The organism is Tomitella cavernea (assembly GCF_016599145.1).
GTDB lineage: Bacteria > Actinomycetota > Actinomycetes > Mycobacteriales > Mycobacteriaceae > Tomitella > Tomitella cavernae.
Genome location: NZ_JAENKO010000024.1, coordinates 47,190 through 63,062 on the forward strand (window position 1 = coordinate 47,190; position 15,873 = coordinate 63,062).

Consider the following 15,873-nt stretch of genomic DNA (forward strand, 5'->3'; position numbering starts at 1 on the left):
CGCCGGCCCGGCAGGGTCCTGACCGCCGCCGGGGCGGTAAGCGCCGCGCACTCACCGCCCCGTTCCCACCGCCCCGGCCGGCTCACGCCGGCCCGGTGTCCACCGCCGATTCCGCTTCGAGCCGGTCGGCCCGCCGCCGCAGCCTCCGCGCCGCCGCCACCAGGTTGCGCAGTGACGGCTCGAGCTGCGAGAAGTGCCGCGTCTTGAGGCCGCCGTCGGGGTTGGCCCACAGCCGGTCGACGTCGATGGCTTCGGCGGCGCGGGTGAGGCGGTCGTCGAGCTCGTCGATGTCGGGCACCACGGCCGAGCGCGTCTCGTACACGCCGGGTCCCACCCCACGGGTGAAGCCGGCGCCGCCGAGGGCGTCGAGCACCCAGTCGACGGTGCGCGTCTGGATCAGGTAGGTGACGTCGCAGTCGAGGTTCTCGACGGCCTCGACCACCGACCGCACCCGGGAGAGCCCGATGTGCGTGTGGATCTGCGTCTCCGGTGCTGCGCCGGCCGTGGCCAGCCGGAACGCGCCCACCGCCCATTCGAGGTATTCCTCGCGGCCCACGTCCTGGCGGGGCAGCAGGGTGCGGATGGCCGGCTCGTCCACCTGGATGATCCGGATCCCCGCGGCTTCCAGGTCGGCCACTTCGTCGCGCACCGCCAGCGCCAGTTGTTCGGCGGTTTCGGCCATGGGCTGGTCGTCGCGCACGTACGACAGCGCGAGCAGCGTGACCGGCCCGGTGAGGACCGCCTTGACCGGCTTGTCGGTCAGCGACTGCGCGTACTCCGTCCAGCGCACCGACATGGGGCCCGGCCGGGACACGTCGCCGTAGAGCACGGGCGGGCGCACCGTCCGCGAGCCGTACACCTGGACCCAGCCGCTGCGGGTGATGGCGTAACCGTCGAGCTGTTCGGCGAAGAATTGCACCATGTCGTTGCGCTCGACCTCGCCGTTGACGAGCACGTCCAGGCCGATGTCCTCCTGCAGCCGGATGACGCGCTCGATCTCCGCGTGCACCTCGGCCACGTACTCGTCCCACGTGAGCCGGCCCTGGCCCAGGTCGTACCGGGCCTTGCGGATGTGCTCGGTCTGCGGGAACGAGCCCAGCGTGGTGGCAGGCACGTCGGGCAGCGGCATGGCTTCGCGCTGGATGTTCCGGCGCTCGGCGAACGGCATGCGCGCGCGGTCGGCGTCGGTGACGGCGGCGACACGCTTGCGCACGGCGTCGTTGGTGACGGCGGCCGGGCGTTCCGCCTCGTCGGCCCACTTGCCGGGCGGACCGTTGCGCAGCGCGCGGGCCAGCGCCACCGACTCGCCCACCTTCTGCTTGGCGAAGGCCAGGTGGTCGGCGACGTTCTCGTTCAGGTCGTACTCCATGAGCACGTCGTACGGGACGTGCATGAGGGAGCAGGAGGTGGACACGACGATGTCGGGGATCGCCGCGTACAGCTCCTTGAGGTAGTCGAGAGTCTGCTGCTTGTGCAGCCGCCACACGTTGCGGCCGTCGACGACCCCGGCGTACAGGCGCTTGCGCTTCATCCCCGGGATGGCGGCAAGCTCCTCTGCGGTCTTGGGCGCGTCGACGAGGTCCAGCCCGATGGCCTCGACGTTGGTGGACGCCAGCAGCGGCAGCGCCGGGCCGAAATCGCCGTAGGGCCCGGTGACGAGCAGGCGGGGGCGCAGCGGGGCCTCGGACAGTTCACGGTAGGCGTGGCCGAACGCCTCCAGCTCGCGTTCGGAGCGTTCCAGGGTGAACCACGGTTCGTCGAGTTGCACGCAGGTGATCCCCGCGCGGGCGAGCTGCTCGAACAGCTGCTCGTAGGCGGCCAGCAGCGGCTCCAGCAGATCCAGCTGGTGGAAACCCTCGGACGCGTCGGCGCTCACCCGGCTCAGCAGCAGCAGCGACAGCGGCCCCAGCACCACCGGGCGCAGTTCCACGTCGTGCTGCTTGGCCCGGTGCACCTCGTCGAGCAGTGCCTCGGAGTTCAGCTCGAAGACCGTGTTCTGGTCCAGCTCGGGCGCGCGGTAGTAGTAGTTGCTGCTGATGAACTTGGCCAGCTCCAGCGGCGGGTGCCCGGGCACCCCGCGCGCCATCGCGAAGTAGAAGTCGAGCGGATGCATCGACTCCTGCAGGTCGCGGAAGCGGGCAGGCACAGCGCCGAACAGCAGCGCGTTGTCCAGCACATGGTCGTAGAAGGAGAAGGTGTTGCCGGGTACCTGGCTGAGCCCCGTCGCGGCGAGCTCGAGCCACGTGGACTCCTGGAGCTCGCGGCCCACGGCCAGCAGCTCTTCGCGGCTGGAGTGGCGGTGCCAATACGACTCCAGGGCACGCTTGAGCTCTCGACGCGGCCCGATCCTCGGGTAGCCGAGGACGCTGGAACCGATTCCTGCCGGAACTGCGGTACTCATTGCGATGTCGACCTTTCCTGTCTGCTCGCACAGTCGCTGCACTGATGCAGGCGGGCCGGGCGGCGTGCGCCCCGCACTGCGCGGTGGGTCCTGCCCCGGCGGCCTCGCCGGCACTTCTCATCGTGCCGAATGTACCGACCAGCCGCACCGGGTACCCGCTGTTTACGGTCTGGAAGATTCCCGCCCGGCCGCGTGGCGGACGGGATGCGCCGAGGGGCGCGACCTTTCTCGGTCACGCCCCTCGACGACGGCTTTCACACTGCGTCTTGCGCCAGACGGTGTCCGGTGCCGGCCACGGGAAGGATTCCGGGGATCCGCTCCGTCCGCACCGTGCATCCGCCCGGCGGCCGGCTATTGCGCCGACGCCCCGTTCTCGGCGTATTGGTAGAAGCCGTGGCCGGACTTCTTGCCCAGCCGGCCGGCCTCGACCATGCGCAGCAGCAGCGGCGGCGCCGAGTACAGCGGCTCCTTGAACTCCTCGTACATCGAGTCGGCGATCGCCTTGACCGTGTCCAGCCCGATGAGGTCGCTCAGCTTGAGCGGGCCCATCGGGTGGGCGAGGCCCAGCGAGATCGTCTTGTCGACGTCCTCGACGGTGGCGAAGCCGGACTCGACCATGCGGATGGCCGACAGCAGGTACGGCACCAGCAGCGCGTTGGCGATGAAGCCGGACCGGTCCGCCGAGCGCACCACCTCCTTGCCCAGCACCTCGTGGGCGAAGTGCTCGGCACGCGCCCCCACCTCCGCGCTCGTGGTCAGCGTGGTCACGAGCTCGACCAGCGGCAGCACGGGCACGGGGTTGAAGAAGTGCATCCCGACGACGCGGGAGGCGTTCTCCGTGGCCATCGCGAGCTTCATGATCGGGATGGACGAAGTGTTGGACGCGAGGACCGCGTGCGGGTCGGTGACCACCGAGTCGAGTTCGGCGAAGACCGCGGTCTTGACCTTCTCGTCCTCGGTGACGGCCTCGACCACCAGCTGGCGGTCCGCGAAGTCGCCCAGGTCCGAGGTGAACCGGAGCCGCCAGGCGGCCTGCTCACGCTCGCGGTCGGTGATCTTGCCGCTGCTGACGCCACGGTCGAGCGACCGCAGGATCCGCGCGCGGCCGGCCGCCGCCAGCTCGCGGGAAGGCTCGCATACGAGGACGTCGACATGTGCACGTGCGCACACCTCGGCGATGCCCGCACCCATCTGTCCGGCGCCGATGACGCCGACCCTCTGGATCTTCTCGCTTGTCACGTCAGCTCCTCAAGTGTGAGTAGGTGGTACCCAGCGTGAGTGGTTCTTCTTCAGGCCCTACGGGGAACTTACCCGTGGAACTGCGCCTCTTCGGTCGAACCGCTCAGGGCCGTGGTGGAACTGGTCGGATCGACGGTGGTGGCGATGCGGTCGAAGTAGCCGGCGCCGACCTCGCGCTGGTGCTTGACGGCGGTGAAGCCGCGCTCCTCGGCCGCCTTGAACTCGCGGTTCTGCAGTTCGACGAACGACGTCATCTGGTTGCGGGCGTAGCCGTAGGCCAGGTCGAACATCGAGTAGTTGAGCGCGTGGAAGCCGGCCAGGGTGATGAACTGGAACTTGAAGCCCATCGCGCCCAGCTCGCGCTGGAACTTGGCGATGGTGGCGTCGTCCAGGTTGGCCGACCAGTTGAACGACGGCGAGCAGTTGTACGCCAGCAGCTGGTCGGGGAACTCCGACTTGACGCCCTCGGCGAACTTGCGGGCGTACTCGAGGTCCGGCGTGCCCGTCTCCATCCAGATGAGGTCCGCGAAGGGGGCGTACGCCTTGGCACGCTCGATGCAGGGCTCGATGCCGTTCTTGACGTGGTAGAAGCCCTCGGCCGTGCGCTCGCCGGTGATGAACTGGCGGTCGCGCTCGTCCACGTCGGAGGTGATGAGCGTGGCGGCTTCGGCGTCCGTGCGGGCGACGATGACGCTGGGCACGTTCGCGACGTCCGACGCCAGGCGGGCCGACGTCAGCGTGCGGATGTGCTGCTGGGTGGGGATGAGAACCTTGCCGCCCAGGTGGCCGCACTTCTTCTCGGAGGCCAACTGGTCCTCCCAGTGCACGCCCGCCGCGCCGGCGCCGATCATGGCCTTCTGCAATTCGTAGGCGTTGAGCGCACCGCCGAAGCCGGCCTCGGCGTCGGCGACGATGGGGGCCAGCCAGTTCTCGACGGAGGTGTCACCCTCGACACGGGCGACCTCGTCGGCGCGCAGCAGGGCGTTGTTGATGCGGCGCACCACGGTGGGGACCGAGTTGGCCGGGTAGAGGCTCTGGTCCGGGTAGGTGTGGCCCGACAGGTTGGCGTCGCCGGCGACCTGCCAGCCGGACAGGTACACGGCCTTGAGGCCCGCGCGGATCTGCTGGACGGCCTGGTTGCCGGTCAGCGCACCGAGCGCGTTGACGAAGTCCTCCTTGTGGATGAGGTCCCACAGGATCTCGGAGCCGCGGCGGGCGAGCGTGTGCTCCTCGACGACGGTGCCCTGAAGCTCGGCGACCTGCTCGGCCGTGAAGTTGCGCGTGACACCCTTCCAGCGGGGGTTCTCGTCCCAGTCCTTCTGGATCTCCGCGGCGGTACGTGCTTTTCCGACGTTCGACATCGAGGCTCCTGCTCTTCGAATCTTCACTGTTGTGCGCTTCCGTGCTCGGCCCCGCCGGCGCTGCCGTCCGTGACGCCCCCGCTGCGGGGCGGGGCATCGCGGGGCGGCGCCCCGGCTGTCCGGGCCGGCTCGGCGTTGCCACCCCGAGCGGCTCGGGGAAGCACGGAGTTCGCATTGATGCTCGCGATTCCGTACCGGCACTGACCTGTACGTCACCGACAATGGCACACTTCAAACCTGCAGGTCCAGGGCTCACTGTTGCCAACTTTCGCCAGCTTTCACGTCAGCTTTGCAAATCCAGCGAAGTTACGCTTGCGCGCCTGCCGCGACGCCGTCAATAGTCACCTTCACCAAAAGTTACCGCCGGGTAAGCCGATTGGGGCCCTGGCCAGGGGGAAGCGCGCGGGCGTGACGAAACGGCGCCCACCATCGCGCGGGTCCCACTCAGCGGCAACCCGGATGCGAATCCCGGCCCACGTGCTGACGCCACCGCTCCGGGATTGTGAGTGGCTTCACACGGTTCCGGCGGGGCTCCGGGCGGTACGGTGCCCCCCGCAGTCCCGGCGCCACAGCACTCCACACGCCACAGCACTCCACACGCCACAGCTCGCCCCACCGTCACCGGTTCCGCCTCCCGGGCGCACGCCGTCCACCGACTAGCCTGTCGCCATGACAGCGTCGCCCCGCCACTCCCCCGCCGGAGTCGGCCCCATCCCCGCCGCCCCGCCCCCCGCACGGCACTCCCCTGCCCCGCGCCGCGCCCGGATGGCCGCGACGGCCGGGCTGTCGCTCGTCGCGGCCGCGGCACTGCTCGCCGGCTGCTCCAGTGCGTCGGAGATGTCTTGCGGCGATTTCCTGGCCAAGAGTTCGAACGACCAGAAGTCCACCACACGGGATCTGCTGAAAGAAGGCGGCAACGACAACCCGTCCGCGATGCTGCTCGCGGCCGCCCAGGGCTCGCTCTCCGGGTACTGCACCGTCGAGGGCGACGACGCGACGCTCGCGGACGCGATGTCCGTGTTCACCGACACGCTCGATTCGATCGGCGCGACGACCGGCACCGCGCAGCAGGATTCCGCGACCCCCGCCCCGCAGGCCCCCGGCGCCCCGGCCCGGCCCCCGAACTGAGCGCCACCACTACCCGCACCCCGCTTGCCAACTCTGCGAACCCACTATTGCGACCCTTCGCAGGCGCTCGTAGCCTGGAGTGATGACGAAAACGTTCGTGGGGTCGCGGCTGCGGCAGCTCCGCACCGAGCGGGGCCTGTCCCAGGTGGCGCTGGCCAAGACCCTGGAGATCTCGCCGAGCTATCTCAACCAGATCGAGCACGACGTCCGTCCGCTCACCGTGCCCGTGCTGCTCCGGATCACCGAGGTGTTCGGGGTGGACGCCACCTTCTTCTCGCCGCAGGATTCGACGCGCCTGATCGCAGAGATGCGCGAGGTTCTGCTGGACGAGCACGTGGGCTCCGACGCCGGCCCCGCACCCGACGCCTCGGAGCTCGCGCAGCTGGCCACCGCGCACCCGCAGATCGCGCGCGCCCTGGTGTCGCTGCATCAGCGGTACCGGAACGCCACCGACCAGCTGGGCGCCCTCACCGAGGGCCGCAGCGGCGACGCCAACGCGCCGGGCATCATCTCGATGCCGCATGAGGAGGTCCGCGACTACTTCTATCAACGCCAGAACTACCTCGACGAGCTCGACGCCGCTGCCGAGGACATGACGCAGCGGCTGCGGCTGCACCGAGGGGACATCCTCCGCGAGATCGCGCAGCGGCTGGAGCACCAGCATGACGTGCACATCGTCAAGCGCATCGACCTGGGCGACAACGTGCTGCACCGGTACGACCGGGACTCCCGCACCATGGAGTTCGCCGCGCAGCTGCTGCCGGGCCAGCGCGCCTTCCGGATGGCCACCGAGCTGGCGTTCCTGGAATTCGGCGATCTGCTCGAGCGCCTCGCCGACGAGGGAAACTTCTCCACCGCGGAGGCCCGTTCGCTGGGCATCAAGGGGCTCGCCAACTATTTCGCCGCCGCCACGGTGCTGCCGTATCGCCAGTTCCACGATGCCGCGGAGGAGTTCCGGTACGACATCGAGCGGCTGTCCACGTTCTTCTCCGCGGGGTTCGAGACGGTCTGCCACCGGCTGTCCACCCTGCAGCGCCCGAACCTGCGCGGGGTGCCGTACTCGTTCGTGCGGGTGGACCGCGCGGGAAACATGTCCAAGCGCCAGTCGGCCACGGGTTTCCACTTCAACGCGTCGGGCGGCACGTGCCCGTTGTGGAGCGTGTACGAGACGTTCGCCGAGCCGGGCAAGATCGTCCGCCAGGTGGCGCAGATGCCCGACGGGCGCAACTACCTGTGGGTGGCGCGCACCGCCACGCGCCGCGCCTCGCGCTACGGGCAGCCGGGCAAGACGTTCGCGATCGGACTGGGCTGCGAGCTGCGCCACGCGCACCGCACCGTCTACGGCGACGGGCTGGACCTGACCGGGGCCGCGGCCACGCCGATCGGTTCGGGTTGCCGGGTGTGCGAGCGCCTCGAGTGCCCGCAGCGCGCGTTCCCGCAGATCGGCAAACCGCTCGAGATCGACGAACACCGCAGCACGGTCTCCCCGTATACGGTGCAGTGAGGCCGGGCCTCGTTGTGACGCTCGCCACGATCGCGCACGACGGGGCGTGGGGCCGGTACCTTACCCGGGAGTTCAACCCGTGCCGATGAGCACGCCGGAACGTACCGTGAAACGGGACACCGCCACGTCAGGAGCATTGCGCATGGCCTTACGATTCGGATCGCCACCGCCGTCGATCGCGGGGCGCAGGATCCTCATCACGGGCGCGGCGCGCGGGATCGGCGCCGCGTTGGCCCGGCGGTTCGCCGCACACGGGGCGCACGTCGCCTTGGCGGGCCTCGAACCGGACCTGCTGGCGACCTCCGCGGCCGAGGCCGGCAATGCGCCGTGGCGCGAGTGCAACGTGGCGCACCGCGAGCAGGTCGACGATGCGGTGGCGGCCCTCGTGGGCGAGCTGGGCGGCCTGGACGTGGTGATCGCCAACGCGGGCATCGCGGCGCAGATGCCGATCATCGGCGGCGATCCGGCGGTGATGGAGCGCACCGTCGCGGTGAACCTGCTGGGCTCGTTCTACACGTTGCGCGCCGCCGGCCCGCACATCGCGCACCCGTCCGGCTACGCGCTGGCCGTCTCATCGGCGGCCGCCGCGGCACACCTGCCGCTGATGGGCGCGTACTCCGCGTCCAAGGCGGGCGTCGAGGCGCTGGGCAACACGCTGCGCACCGAGCTGCGCGGCTCCGGCGCCCGCGTGGGGGTGGCCTACTTCGCTGAGCTGGATACCGACATGACCTCGCGCGGATTCAGTACCAAAGCCGCCGCGTCGATGAACGCGGCCGGCTCGTTCACCGGCGCCACCGCCCTGGAACCGGCCATCGACCGGATCGAGCGCGGCGTGGCGGGCCGCGCTCGCCGCATCGTCGCCCCCTGGTGGGTGGCGGGCCTGCTGCCGGTGCGGATGGCCGTGCAGCCCGTGCTGGACCGGCGCTCGCAGAAGGGTCTGGCCCAGGCGCTGGAGATCGCCCGTGACGAGCACCCCGACCTGACCACGCCGCAACCGGAGTGACTGTGATGCCTGCTCAATCCCCCCGCACCGACCCGTCGACCGTGGACGGCCCGTCCCGCCCGCACGTCGTACCGGAGCCGCCGCGCATCGGCCCCGGCGGGTTCCGTGAGCTCGGCGTGCTCAACTGGGCCTTCTGCCGTACCGCGTCGCTGGTGACGGGGGTGCCGGACGCGCACATCTTCTCCACGCTGGGCCGGGCGCGCGGGTTGTTCCGCGGGTGGCTGCACTTCTCGGCGATGATGATGCCGTTCGGCCGGATCCGCCGGCGGGAGACGGAGCTGGTGATCCTGCGCGTGGCGCACCTGCGCGGCTGCGACTACGAACTCGATCACCACCGCAGGCTGGGCGCGCGCGTGGGCATCGACGACGCCGTGCTGCAGCGCGTCCTCGAGGGGCCGGACGCGGAGGGCTGGCATCCCAACGAGCGCGCGCTGCTGCTCGCCGTGGACCAGCTGGTGCTGCAGCGCGACGTCGACGACGACACCTGGGCCACCGTCGCGTCGTACTTCGACCGGCGCCAGCTGATAGAGCTGGTGATGCTGGTGGGCCAGTACGACGCGCTGGCCACGACCCTGGGCGTGCTGCGTGTGCAGCGCGACTTCGCGAGCTGACCGCGGGCCCGGCATGACCGCGCCGACCAGGTTCCGCATCGCCCGGCCGTCAGGAACCGTATGACCCCGCCCGTCCCCGCCGCGTCGGGTCGCGGCCTCGCCGGCGCGCCCGGCCCGGTGGGGCCGTACGCCGGCGGCCCGCCGCCGGAGGCGCTCGTCGTGGACGTGCCGCCGTTGTCGCGGGTGGGCGCCGCCGAGCTGGCCCGGGCCCTGGTGATCGCGTTCGTGCTGGTGGTGTCCGTGGCGTGGGCGGTGGCGCGGTGGCCGTGGCGGCGGCTGCGCGGCAGCGATGCGACGCTCGCGGACGCCGCATCGCTGGGCGTGGTGGGCGCGTTCATGGCCCTGGGGCCCACGTTCGTCAAGCTCGGGCAGCTGATGGCGTCGTCGTCCGGCGTGTTCCCCGCCCCGCTGGCCGACGCCTGCCTGCGCTGCCTCGACGACGTGCCGCCGGTGCCCGCGTCGGCGGCACGTCGCGTCATCGAGGAGGACCTGGGACATCCGGTCGAGGCGATGTTCGCCGGGTTCGACGACGTGCCGCTGTCGGCGGCGTCGGTGGCCCAGGTGCACGCGTGCACGCTGCGCGACGGCCGGCGTGCGGTGGTCAAGGTGCAGCGCCCGGGGATCCGTCGCCGCATGCTCGTGGACCTGCACACCGCGTATGCTGGCGCGCACCTGTTGGAGCGCCTGATCGAGTTCTTCCGGGTCGCCAACGCCACTGCGATCATCCGCGACCTGCACCAGGCGACGGTGGGCGAGCTCAACAGCGCGCTCGAGGCCACGCGCCAGGAACAGCTGCGCGCCAACCTGTGGGCGTTCGGCGATAACGCGCAGGTGACGGCGCCGGAAGTCTACTGGGACTATTGCGGGCCGCGCGTGATCTGCATGGAGCGGCTCTCCGGGGTGCCCCTGGACCAGTTCGACCAGCTGCAGGGCAGCGGCCGCGACACCACGCTGCTGATCCGCCGCGGGGTCAAGGCCTGGTTGGAGTCCATCGTGGTGCACGGCCCGTTCCACGGCGATGTGCACGCCGGCAACCTGTGGATGCTCGACGACGGGCGCATCGCCCTGCTGGACTTCGGCATCGTCGGCGAGCTGCCGGAGTCGTGGCGGGCGATCCTGCGCGACATGTTCTACGCGACCGCCATCGACGGGGACTTCGCCCGGGTGGCCGTCGGCATCCGTGCGCTGGGTTACGCATCCGACAGCTCCGCCTCGGACGGCGAGGTGGGGGTGCAGCTGCAGGCCGTGCTGGCTCCGGTGCTGGCGGGCGATCTGGCGGCGCTGCGGCTCTCCGACCTCATCATGGCGCTGATCGAGGTGGGCAAGCAGTGGGGCGCGGCCAGCCCCGAGGAGCTCGTGCTGTTCGGCAAGCAGCTCGGCTACTTCGAACGGTATGCGGCGGTACTTGCGCCCGGCTGGGCGCTCGGCAGCGACCTCTACCTGTTCCGCAACATCTTTCCGGAGGCGGTGGCGGCGAAGGCCGCGGCGGCCGGCGTTTCCCTGCCGGACTGATCCCGCCGGACGCGGGTTGTCGCCCACCGGCGGTCGGGTGTTGCGATATTCTGTGATGAGCGGTCGTCCTGGCCGCGTGGGCCTTTCGCGTGGCCGCAGGCGCCCCGCAGGGCCGTCCGACGAACAGCCGGGGTGACCATTGCAGATGATGCGACAAGGCGGCGGCAGCGGCACACGGCAGGACATCCTGGTCGCCGCTGCCGAGATCATCGGCGCCTACGGCTATTCTTCCGCCAGCGTGGAGCGGATCATCACCCTCGCACGGGTGCAGCCGGGCGAGTTGTACGCGCAGTTCGATTCCAAGGACACCCTTGCCCGGGAGATCATCGCGTTGCGGGATCAGCGAGCGGCGCGGATTCGCCGGGCCGCCGCGGGGTCCGGTACCCCTGCGCTGGAGAAACTCATCGACGAATCGATGGCACTGGCTTCCATGCGCGATACGGATGCGTTCTGCCTGGCGGGCGATCGCCTGTTGCGGGAAGTGGACGACGGGTGGGAGGAGGTCGCCGCGTCGCGCGGGCGGGACCGCGCCGAGTTCTCCCGGCTCCTGCACGACGCACGACGTCAAGGGCATATCCGGGTCGCTCCGGATGCCGATGCGGACGACGACGCGCTTGCGCAGATGGTCCTCGCCGCCGTGATCGGCGCGGGCGTCAGCGCACGGGCCCTGCGCGACGCCCGCGACGCCGTCACCGTCCTGGAGATCTGGTGGCAGCTGGTGGTCCCGGGCCTGGTCCCGGCGGACCTGCTTCCCGGGTACATAGAGATGGTCGGCGGCTCCGCCCGCCGCCACCGCCGCCAGCGGCTTCTCTGACGGCGAATACGGCGTTGTCCTCAGGCGGCGCCGTCACGCCCGGAAACGGTCCAGCGGAAGTTCCACGTCATCGCCGTACCTCTCCCCTCCGTCCGCGTCGACGAGAAGCGCCGCCATCGCGTCTGCAGGCACCGGCGGATAGAGCAGAAACCCCTGCGCCCGATGGCATCCGAGTTCCAGCAGCATCGTCGCGGCGATGGACGTCTCCACTCCCTCCGCCACGATCTCATGGCCGAAACCCGCGGCGAGCGAGATGATGGCCCGCACGATGGCCAGGTCCGCGGCATTGCGGCCCAGGTTGCGGACGAAGCCCTGGTCGATCTTGAGCACATCCACGGGCAGATGCTTGAGGTGTGAGAGCACGCTGGCGCCGGTGCCGAAGTCATCGATGGCCAGGTACACGCCCAGCGCCTGCAGTGCCCGGAGCGTGCCGCGGATGGCGTCCAGGTCGCGCACCACCACGTGCTCGGTGATCTCCAGGCACAGCGCCGACCCGGGCAGGCCGTACTCGGTGAGCGCCGCCTCCACGGTGCCGACGATGCGGGTGGACACCAGCTGGGCGGGTGAGACGTTGACGCGCAGCACCACGTCCTCAGGGGCGCCGGCCGTGCGCCAACTGCTGAAGTCCCGACAGGCGCGGCGCAGCACCCAGTCGCCCAGCGCCCCGGCGAGGTTCATCGACTCGGCGACGCCGACGAACTCGCCGGGCGGCAGCAGCCCGCGGGCGGGGTGCTGCCAGCGGACCAGCGCCTCGACGGCCAGGATGCGGCCGGTGCGCAGGTCCGCCTCCGGCTGGTAGTGCAGCAGCAGCTCGTCGTGCGCGATGGCGGCCGGCAGGTGCATCTCGACGTCGGAGCGGAAGTCCGCCTCCGCGGACATCTCCGCGCTCAGCACCGTGACGGAATCGCCCCCGGCCTGCTTGGCGGTGCGGGCGGCGGTGTCGGCCCGGCGCATCAGGCTGGTCGTGGTGGCCGCCCCGGGTGCCGCCAGCGCCACACCCATGCTCACCGTGCGGATCACCTGCTCGCCACCTACGCTGACGTATTCGCGCACCGCCCGGCGGATCCGGGTGGCCTCCGCATACGCGCCGGAGGTGGTCATCGGCCGGGCGGGCAGGATGACGAACTCGTCGCCGCCCAGCCGCGCCACCAGGTCGCCGGCCATGGCCTGCTCGCGCAGCCTGTCGGCGAACCCCCGGAGGAACTCGTCGCCCACCGCGTGTCCCAGGTAGTCGTTGATGGACTTGAACCGGTCCAGGTCCAGGAACAGGATCGGGATGCAGTCCCCGTGATCCGCGGACAGCCGCCTGTCCAACTCGCGGAACAGGGCGCGGCGGTTGTACAGGCCGGTCAGCTCGTCGTGGTCGGCGATGTGGCGCAGCCGCTCCTCGGCCTCGATGCGGCCGTGCAGCTGCGCGAACAGCGAGGCGATGGCCTGCAGTGCGTTGACCTCGAGCTCATCCCACGACCGATCGCCGAACTTGACGAACCCGAGCGACCCCGTCGTCACATCGCCGGAGCGCAGGGGTACGGCGGCCACCGACGTCACCGCCACTCGGCGGCTGACGCGGATGTGGCGCTGGTACTCGGAGGTCTCCGGGCCGGGGCGGATGAACGTGGGCTCGGTGAAGTCCTCCATGGCGGCGAAGACCGGGTCGGCGCCGGCGAAGTAGACGAGCCGCAGCGGGTCGGAGGCCTCGTCCGCGCTGCGCGGCGGCCACTCGGCGACCAGCCGCGTGGCCCGGATGTCGTGCTCATTGCGGCGCAGGAAGCTCGCGTCCACGCCGAAGTGGCCGACGACGTCGCCGAGGACGCCCTCGCTGAGCGCCCGGGCCGACGCCGCGTCGGCCCCCATCAGCACGGTCGCCACGTGCGTCACCAGGGCGTCGAGGCTGCGTGTCATCGGGCCGCCCCCGCCCCGTCCTCTGCGCGTCGGCGGCGCGCACGGGCGGGCTCCGATGCTCGACGACGGCTGCGCACCCGGGCCGGTGCCGCGTCGTGCGAGAGCCGCAGCACCAGCGCGGGCGGACGGTCCGCATCCAGGCCGACGAGCCCGGCGAACGCGCGGTGCAGGCTCCGCAGCTCCTCGGCGCGGCCGGGGGAGAGCGCCGGGTAGTCGCCGGGGTCCTGGGCGTAGAGGAACACCGGCGACATCGGGTGCACCGACAGGCCCCGCGCCTGGGCGCGCACCCACACCGCCTCGGTGGCCGCGCCGCCGCGCACGTGGTCGGCGACCGCACGTCGATGCCGGTGGGCGGCGGGCCGTCCGGGCCGGGCTCGCACAGCTCGGCGATCATCTCGGCGTGCAGCCGCGGGTCGAGATACCGCACCCTGTCGGCGGCGGCGAGCACCCGTGCCGCGTCCGCGATGACCCCGCGCTCGGTCAGCAGGTGCAGGCCGCCGCCCTCGCCGCACGCCGCCGCGCGCAGCTCGGCCTCCGTCTCTGCGCTCAGGTCACGCGGCCTGCCGGTGTTGCGGTTGGTCTCGCGCAGCAACACCGCCGGGTACGACGCGGCCAGCGCCGCATCACTGCCGCCGCCATCGGCCTCCGCCGAAGCGCAGATGCACGCGCAGCGCCGACGGGTCCTCCTGCCCCGTGGCCGCCTCCCCGTCGATGGTGACCGGGCCCAGGATCCCGTGTGCCGCCGCGGCCGCACGCGCGTTGAGCAGCGCCGCGCCCAGGGCCACCGCACTGCCGCGCTGGTGCAGGTCCATCGTCACGGACGCGGCCGGGTCCAGGCGCAGCGTCAGCCCGTCGGCACGCAGGTCCATCAGCCACGGCTGGGCGTTGCCTCCGGAGGGAGCCCTCGCCGCCGCGAACGCGACAGCATCGGCGGCGTCCGCCGGGGGCACCGCGTCATCCCGCGTACCCGACGCCGCCTCCGCGACGGACGCCGGCCCGGCACAGTCCGCCCCGAGACCGTCCAGCGCCGCCCCGTCCAGCGCGAGCCCGTCCAGTGCGTCGTCGAGGTCGATGCGGACCCGGCCCGACGGCAACGGCCGTCCGGTGCCGATCCGCCGCACCGCCGCGGCCACGGCCGCCCCGCCCGCCGCGACATCGCCGGCCAGCTGCGGCCAGGTGGCGATACTGTGCCCCACTTCCAGCAGCGACGCGGCCCCCCGCGTGGACAGGCGGGCCGCGTCGAGGATCTGCAGCACATACGGCACCGTGTCCGCTGCGGAAAGCCCCGACAGTCGGGTGCCGTCCACCGCGCCGAGCATCCCATGCAGCACGGGCCGCTGCGGCTCGAGGTCGAAGCGCTCCACGTCCAGCAGTCCGCGGTCGCTCGTGGCCATGAGCACCGGGATGCGGCTGCGGCGGGCGTGCTCGCGCAGCAGCACCTTCATCTCCAGCGCGTCGCATTCCTCCACGAGGATGTCCACGCCGTCCAGCAGTGCGCCCAGGCCCGCGGGCGTCGCCCCCTCGGGGTGGACGCGCACCGGCAGGTAGGGGTCGAGCTCGGCGATGCGGCGCGCGGCCACCTCCGCCTTGTTGAGCCCCAGATCCAGCACGCCCGCCGCCACCCGGTTGAGGTTGGACACCTCCAGGCGGTCGAAGTCAGCCAGCCGGAGACCGCCGCACAGCCCCTCGAGCGCCAACTGTTGTGCCACCGCGTACCCGGCGCTGGACCCGACCACCGCGATGGTCAGCGCACCGAGCCGCTCCTGCTCGCCGGAGGTGATCTTGTGGCGGTTGCGGTCCAGGCGCAGGCGCCGGTAGCCGCGTGGGCCCAACAGCGCCACCAGCGTGCGGTGCCACGGGTAGTGGATCCAGCGCGGCGGCTCGGCCAGCACTCCGGCGCCGGGTGCCGGGGTGAGCGCCGCCAGACCGGCGCGCTGCTGCGCCAGGGTGTCGAGCACCTCGACGGCGGGGTCGGCGCGCAGCGTGCCGATGCGTTCCCGGTCCGCCGGATCCCCGGCGTCGAGCACCCATACGCGAGCGTCGACCAGGACCGTCACGGCTGCACCGCCGGCGCGCTGCCGCCGAGAGCCGCGGCGAACACCGCCGCTTCCTCGGCTATCTTGTGCGCCTGCCCGCGTTCGGCGTTCACCAGCACTTCCGCCCGATCCCACCACATGATCCGCGTCCGGTAGCGGGCGTCCGGGTAGGGGGTTGCCGGTACCGCGTCGGCGACGACACCGCCCGACGAACACCATCGGTCCAGCACGTAAGCGGCTCTACGGAATGCAGAGTGCGTAGACGGGTGTCCAGCGAGGTGAGGGGGGACCACAACATGTAGGCGGGTCCTGCGGTGTGAAGATGAGAGTTGCGAAGCTCCCCATCGACCACCACAGGACCC

General features: G+C 71.4%; 11 protein-coding genes and 1 pseudogene. 6 read left to right on the top strand and 6 right to left on the bottom strand.

What is annotated here, in order from left to right; translation table 11 throughout:
* Nucleotides 1-82: 82 nt before the first annotated feature.
* The 3 genes from metE to aceA form a co-directional block, all read right to left on the bottom strand.
* Nucleotides 83-2,401, bottom strand: a complete 2,319-nt coding sequence (gene metE, locus JJ683_RS10015; protein ID WP_200173694.1) for a 5-methyltetrahydropteroyltriglutamate--homocysteine S-methyltransferase — start codon at nt 2,399-2,401, stop codon at nt 83-85.
* A gap of 351 nt (nt 2,402-2,752) precedes the next feature.
* Nucleotides 2,753-3,640 carry a 3-hydroxybutyryl-CoA dehydrogenase gene (locus JJ683_RS10020; protein ID WP_182348025.1) on the bottom strand — a complete coding sequence of 296 codons (888 nt, stop codon included), beginning with the start codon at nt 3,638-3,640 and terminating at the stop codon, nt 2,753-2,755.
* 68 nt (nt 3,641-3,708) lie between these two features.
* Nucleotides 3,709-5,001, bottom strand: a complete 1,293-nt coding sequence (aceA, locus tag JJ683_RS10025; protein WP_200173696.1) for an isocitrate lyase — start codon at nt 4,999-5,001, stop codon at nt 3,709-3,711.
* Between the two features lie 669 nt (nt 5,002-5,670).
* Between aceA and JJ683_RS10030 the strand changes: the two genes are divergently transcribed.
* The 6 genes from JJ683_RS10030 to JJ683_RS10055 all read left to right on the top strand — a co-directional run bounded on the left by JJ683_RS10030 (nt 5,671) and on the right by JJ683_RS10055 (nt 11,573).
* Nucleotides 5,671-6,129, top strand: coding sequence for a hypothetical protein (locus tag JJ683_RS10030; RefSeq protein ID WP_200173697.1), 459 nt, complete (start codon nt 5,671-5,673; stop codon nt 6,127-6,129).
* Nucleotides 6,130-6,211: 82 nt separating this feature from the next.
* Nucleotides 6,212-7,633, top strand: a complete 1,422-nt coding sequence (ramB, locus tag JJ683_RS10035; RefSeq protein ID WP_200173699.1) for an acetate metabolism transcriptional regulator RamB — start codon at nt 6,212-6,214, stop codon at nt 7,631-7,633.
* Between the two features lie 142 nt (nt 7,634-7,775).
* Nucleotides 7,776-8,636, top strand: coding sequence for an SDR family NAD(P)-dependent oxidoreductase (locus tag JJ683_RS10040; protein ID WP_200173701.1), 861 nt, complete (start codon nt 7,776-7,778; stop codon nt 8,634-8,636).
* Between the two features lie 5 nt (nt 8,637-8,641).
* Entirely contained in the window at nt 8,642-9,247 is a 606-nt protein-coding gene (locus JJ683_RS10045) for a carboxymuconolactone decarboxylase family protein (RefSeq protein WP_200173703.1), read from the top strand.
* 60 nt (nt 9,248-9,307) lie between these two features.
* Nucleotides 9,308-10,759 (top strand): ABC1 kinase family protein, encoded by a 1,452-nt coding sequence (locus tag JJ683_RS10050; protein WP_200173705.1) that lies wholly within the window; start codon nt 9,308-9,310, stop codon nt 10,757-10,759.
* A gap of 145 nt (nt 10,760-10,904) precedes the next feature.
* A complete protein-coding gene (locus tag JJ683_RS10055; protein WP_200173708.1) occupies nt 10,905-11,573 on the top strand; it encodes a TetR family transcriptional regulator in 669 nt (222 codons plus the stop codon).
* A gap of 33 nt (nt 11,574-11,606) precedes the next feature.
* On the opposite strand, the gene JJ683_RS10060 is transcribed toward JJ683_RS10055, so the two are convergent.
* The 3 genes and pseudogenes from JJ683_RS10060 to JJ683_RS19085 form a co-directional block, all read right to left on the bottom strand.
* Nucleotides 11,607-13,475, bottom strand: a complete 1,869-nt coding sequence (locus JJ683_RS10060; RefSeq protein ID WP_200173710.1) for a putative bifunctional diguanylate cyclase/phosphodiesterase — start codon at nt 13,473-13,475, stop codon at nt 11,607-11,609.
* A pseudogene (locus tag JJ683_RS19080) lies at nt 13,472-15,532 on the bottom strand (Rv1355c family protein). Before JJ683_RS19080 ends, JJ683_RS10060 begins: the two are co-directional and overlap by 4 nt.
* Complete coding sequence (locus tag JJ683_RS19085) at nt 15,529-15,741, bottom strand: hypothetical protein (RefSeq protein WP_242474593.1); 213 nt, start codon at nt 15,739-15,741, stop codon at nt 15,529-15,531. The pseudogene JJ683_RS19080 and the gene JJ683_RS19085 overlap by 4 nt, the downstream one beginning before the upstream one ends.
* Nucleotides 15,742-15,873: the final 132 nt, after the last annotated feature.

Bases quoted from the DNA above. Each gene is read 5' to 3' on its own strand.
- metE (WP_200173694.1), bottom strand. From the start codon at position 2,401: ATGAGTACCGCAGTTCCGGCAGGAATCGGTTCCAGCGTCCTCGGCTAC.
- aceA (WP_200173696.1), bottom strand. From the start codon at position 5,001: ATGTCGAACGTCGGAAAAGCACGTACCGCCGCGGAGATCCAGAAGGAC.
- JJ683_RS10030 (WP_200173697.1), top strand. From the start codon at position 5,671: ATGACAGCGTCGCCCCGCCACTCCCCCGCCGGAGTCGGCCCCATCCCC.
- ramB (WP_200173699.1), top strand. From the start codon at position 6,212: ATGACGAAAACGTTCGTGGGGTCGCGGCTGCGGCAGCTCCGCACCGAG.
- JJ683_RS10040 (WP_200173701.1), top strand. From the start codon at position 7,776: ATGGCCTTACGATTCGGATCGCCACCGCCGTCGATCGCGGGGCGCAGG.
- JJ683_RS10045 (WP_200173703.1), top strand. From the start codon at position 8,642: ATGCCTGCTCAATCCCCCCGCACCGACCCGTCGACCGTGGACGGCCCG.
- JJ683_RS10050 (WP_200173705.1), top strand. From the start codon at position 9,308: ATGACCCCGCCCGTCCCCGCCGCGTCGGGTCGCGGCCTCGCCGGCGCG.
- JJ683_RS10055 (WP_200173708.1), top strand. From the start codon at position 10,905: ATGATGCGACAAGGCGGCGGCAGCGGCACACGGCAGGACATCCTGGTC.
- JJ683_RS10060 (WP_200173710.1), bottom strand. From the start codon at position 13,475: ATGACACGCAGCCTCGACGCCCTGGTGACGCACGTGGCGACCGTGCTG.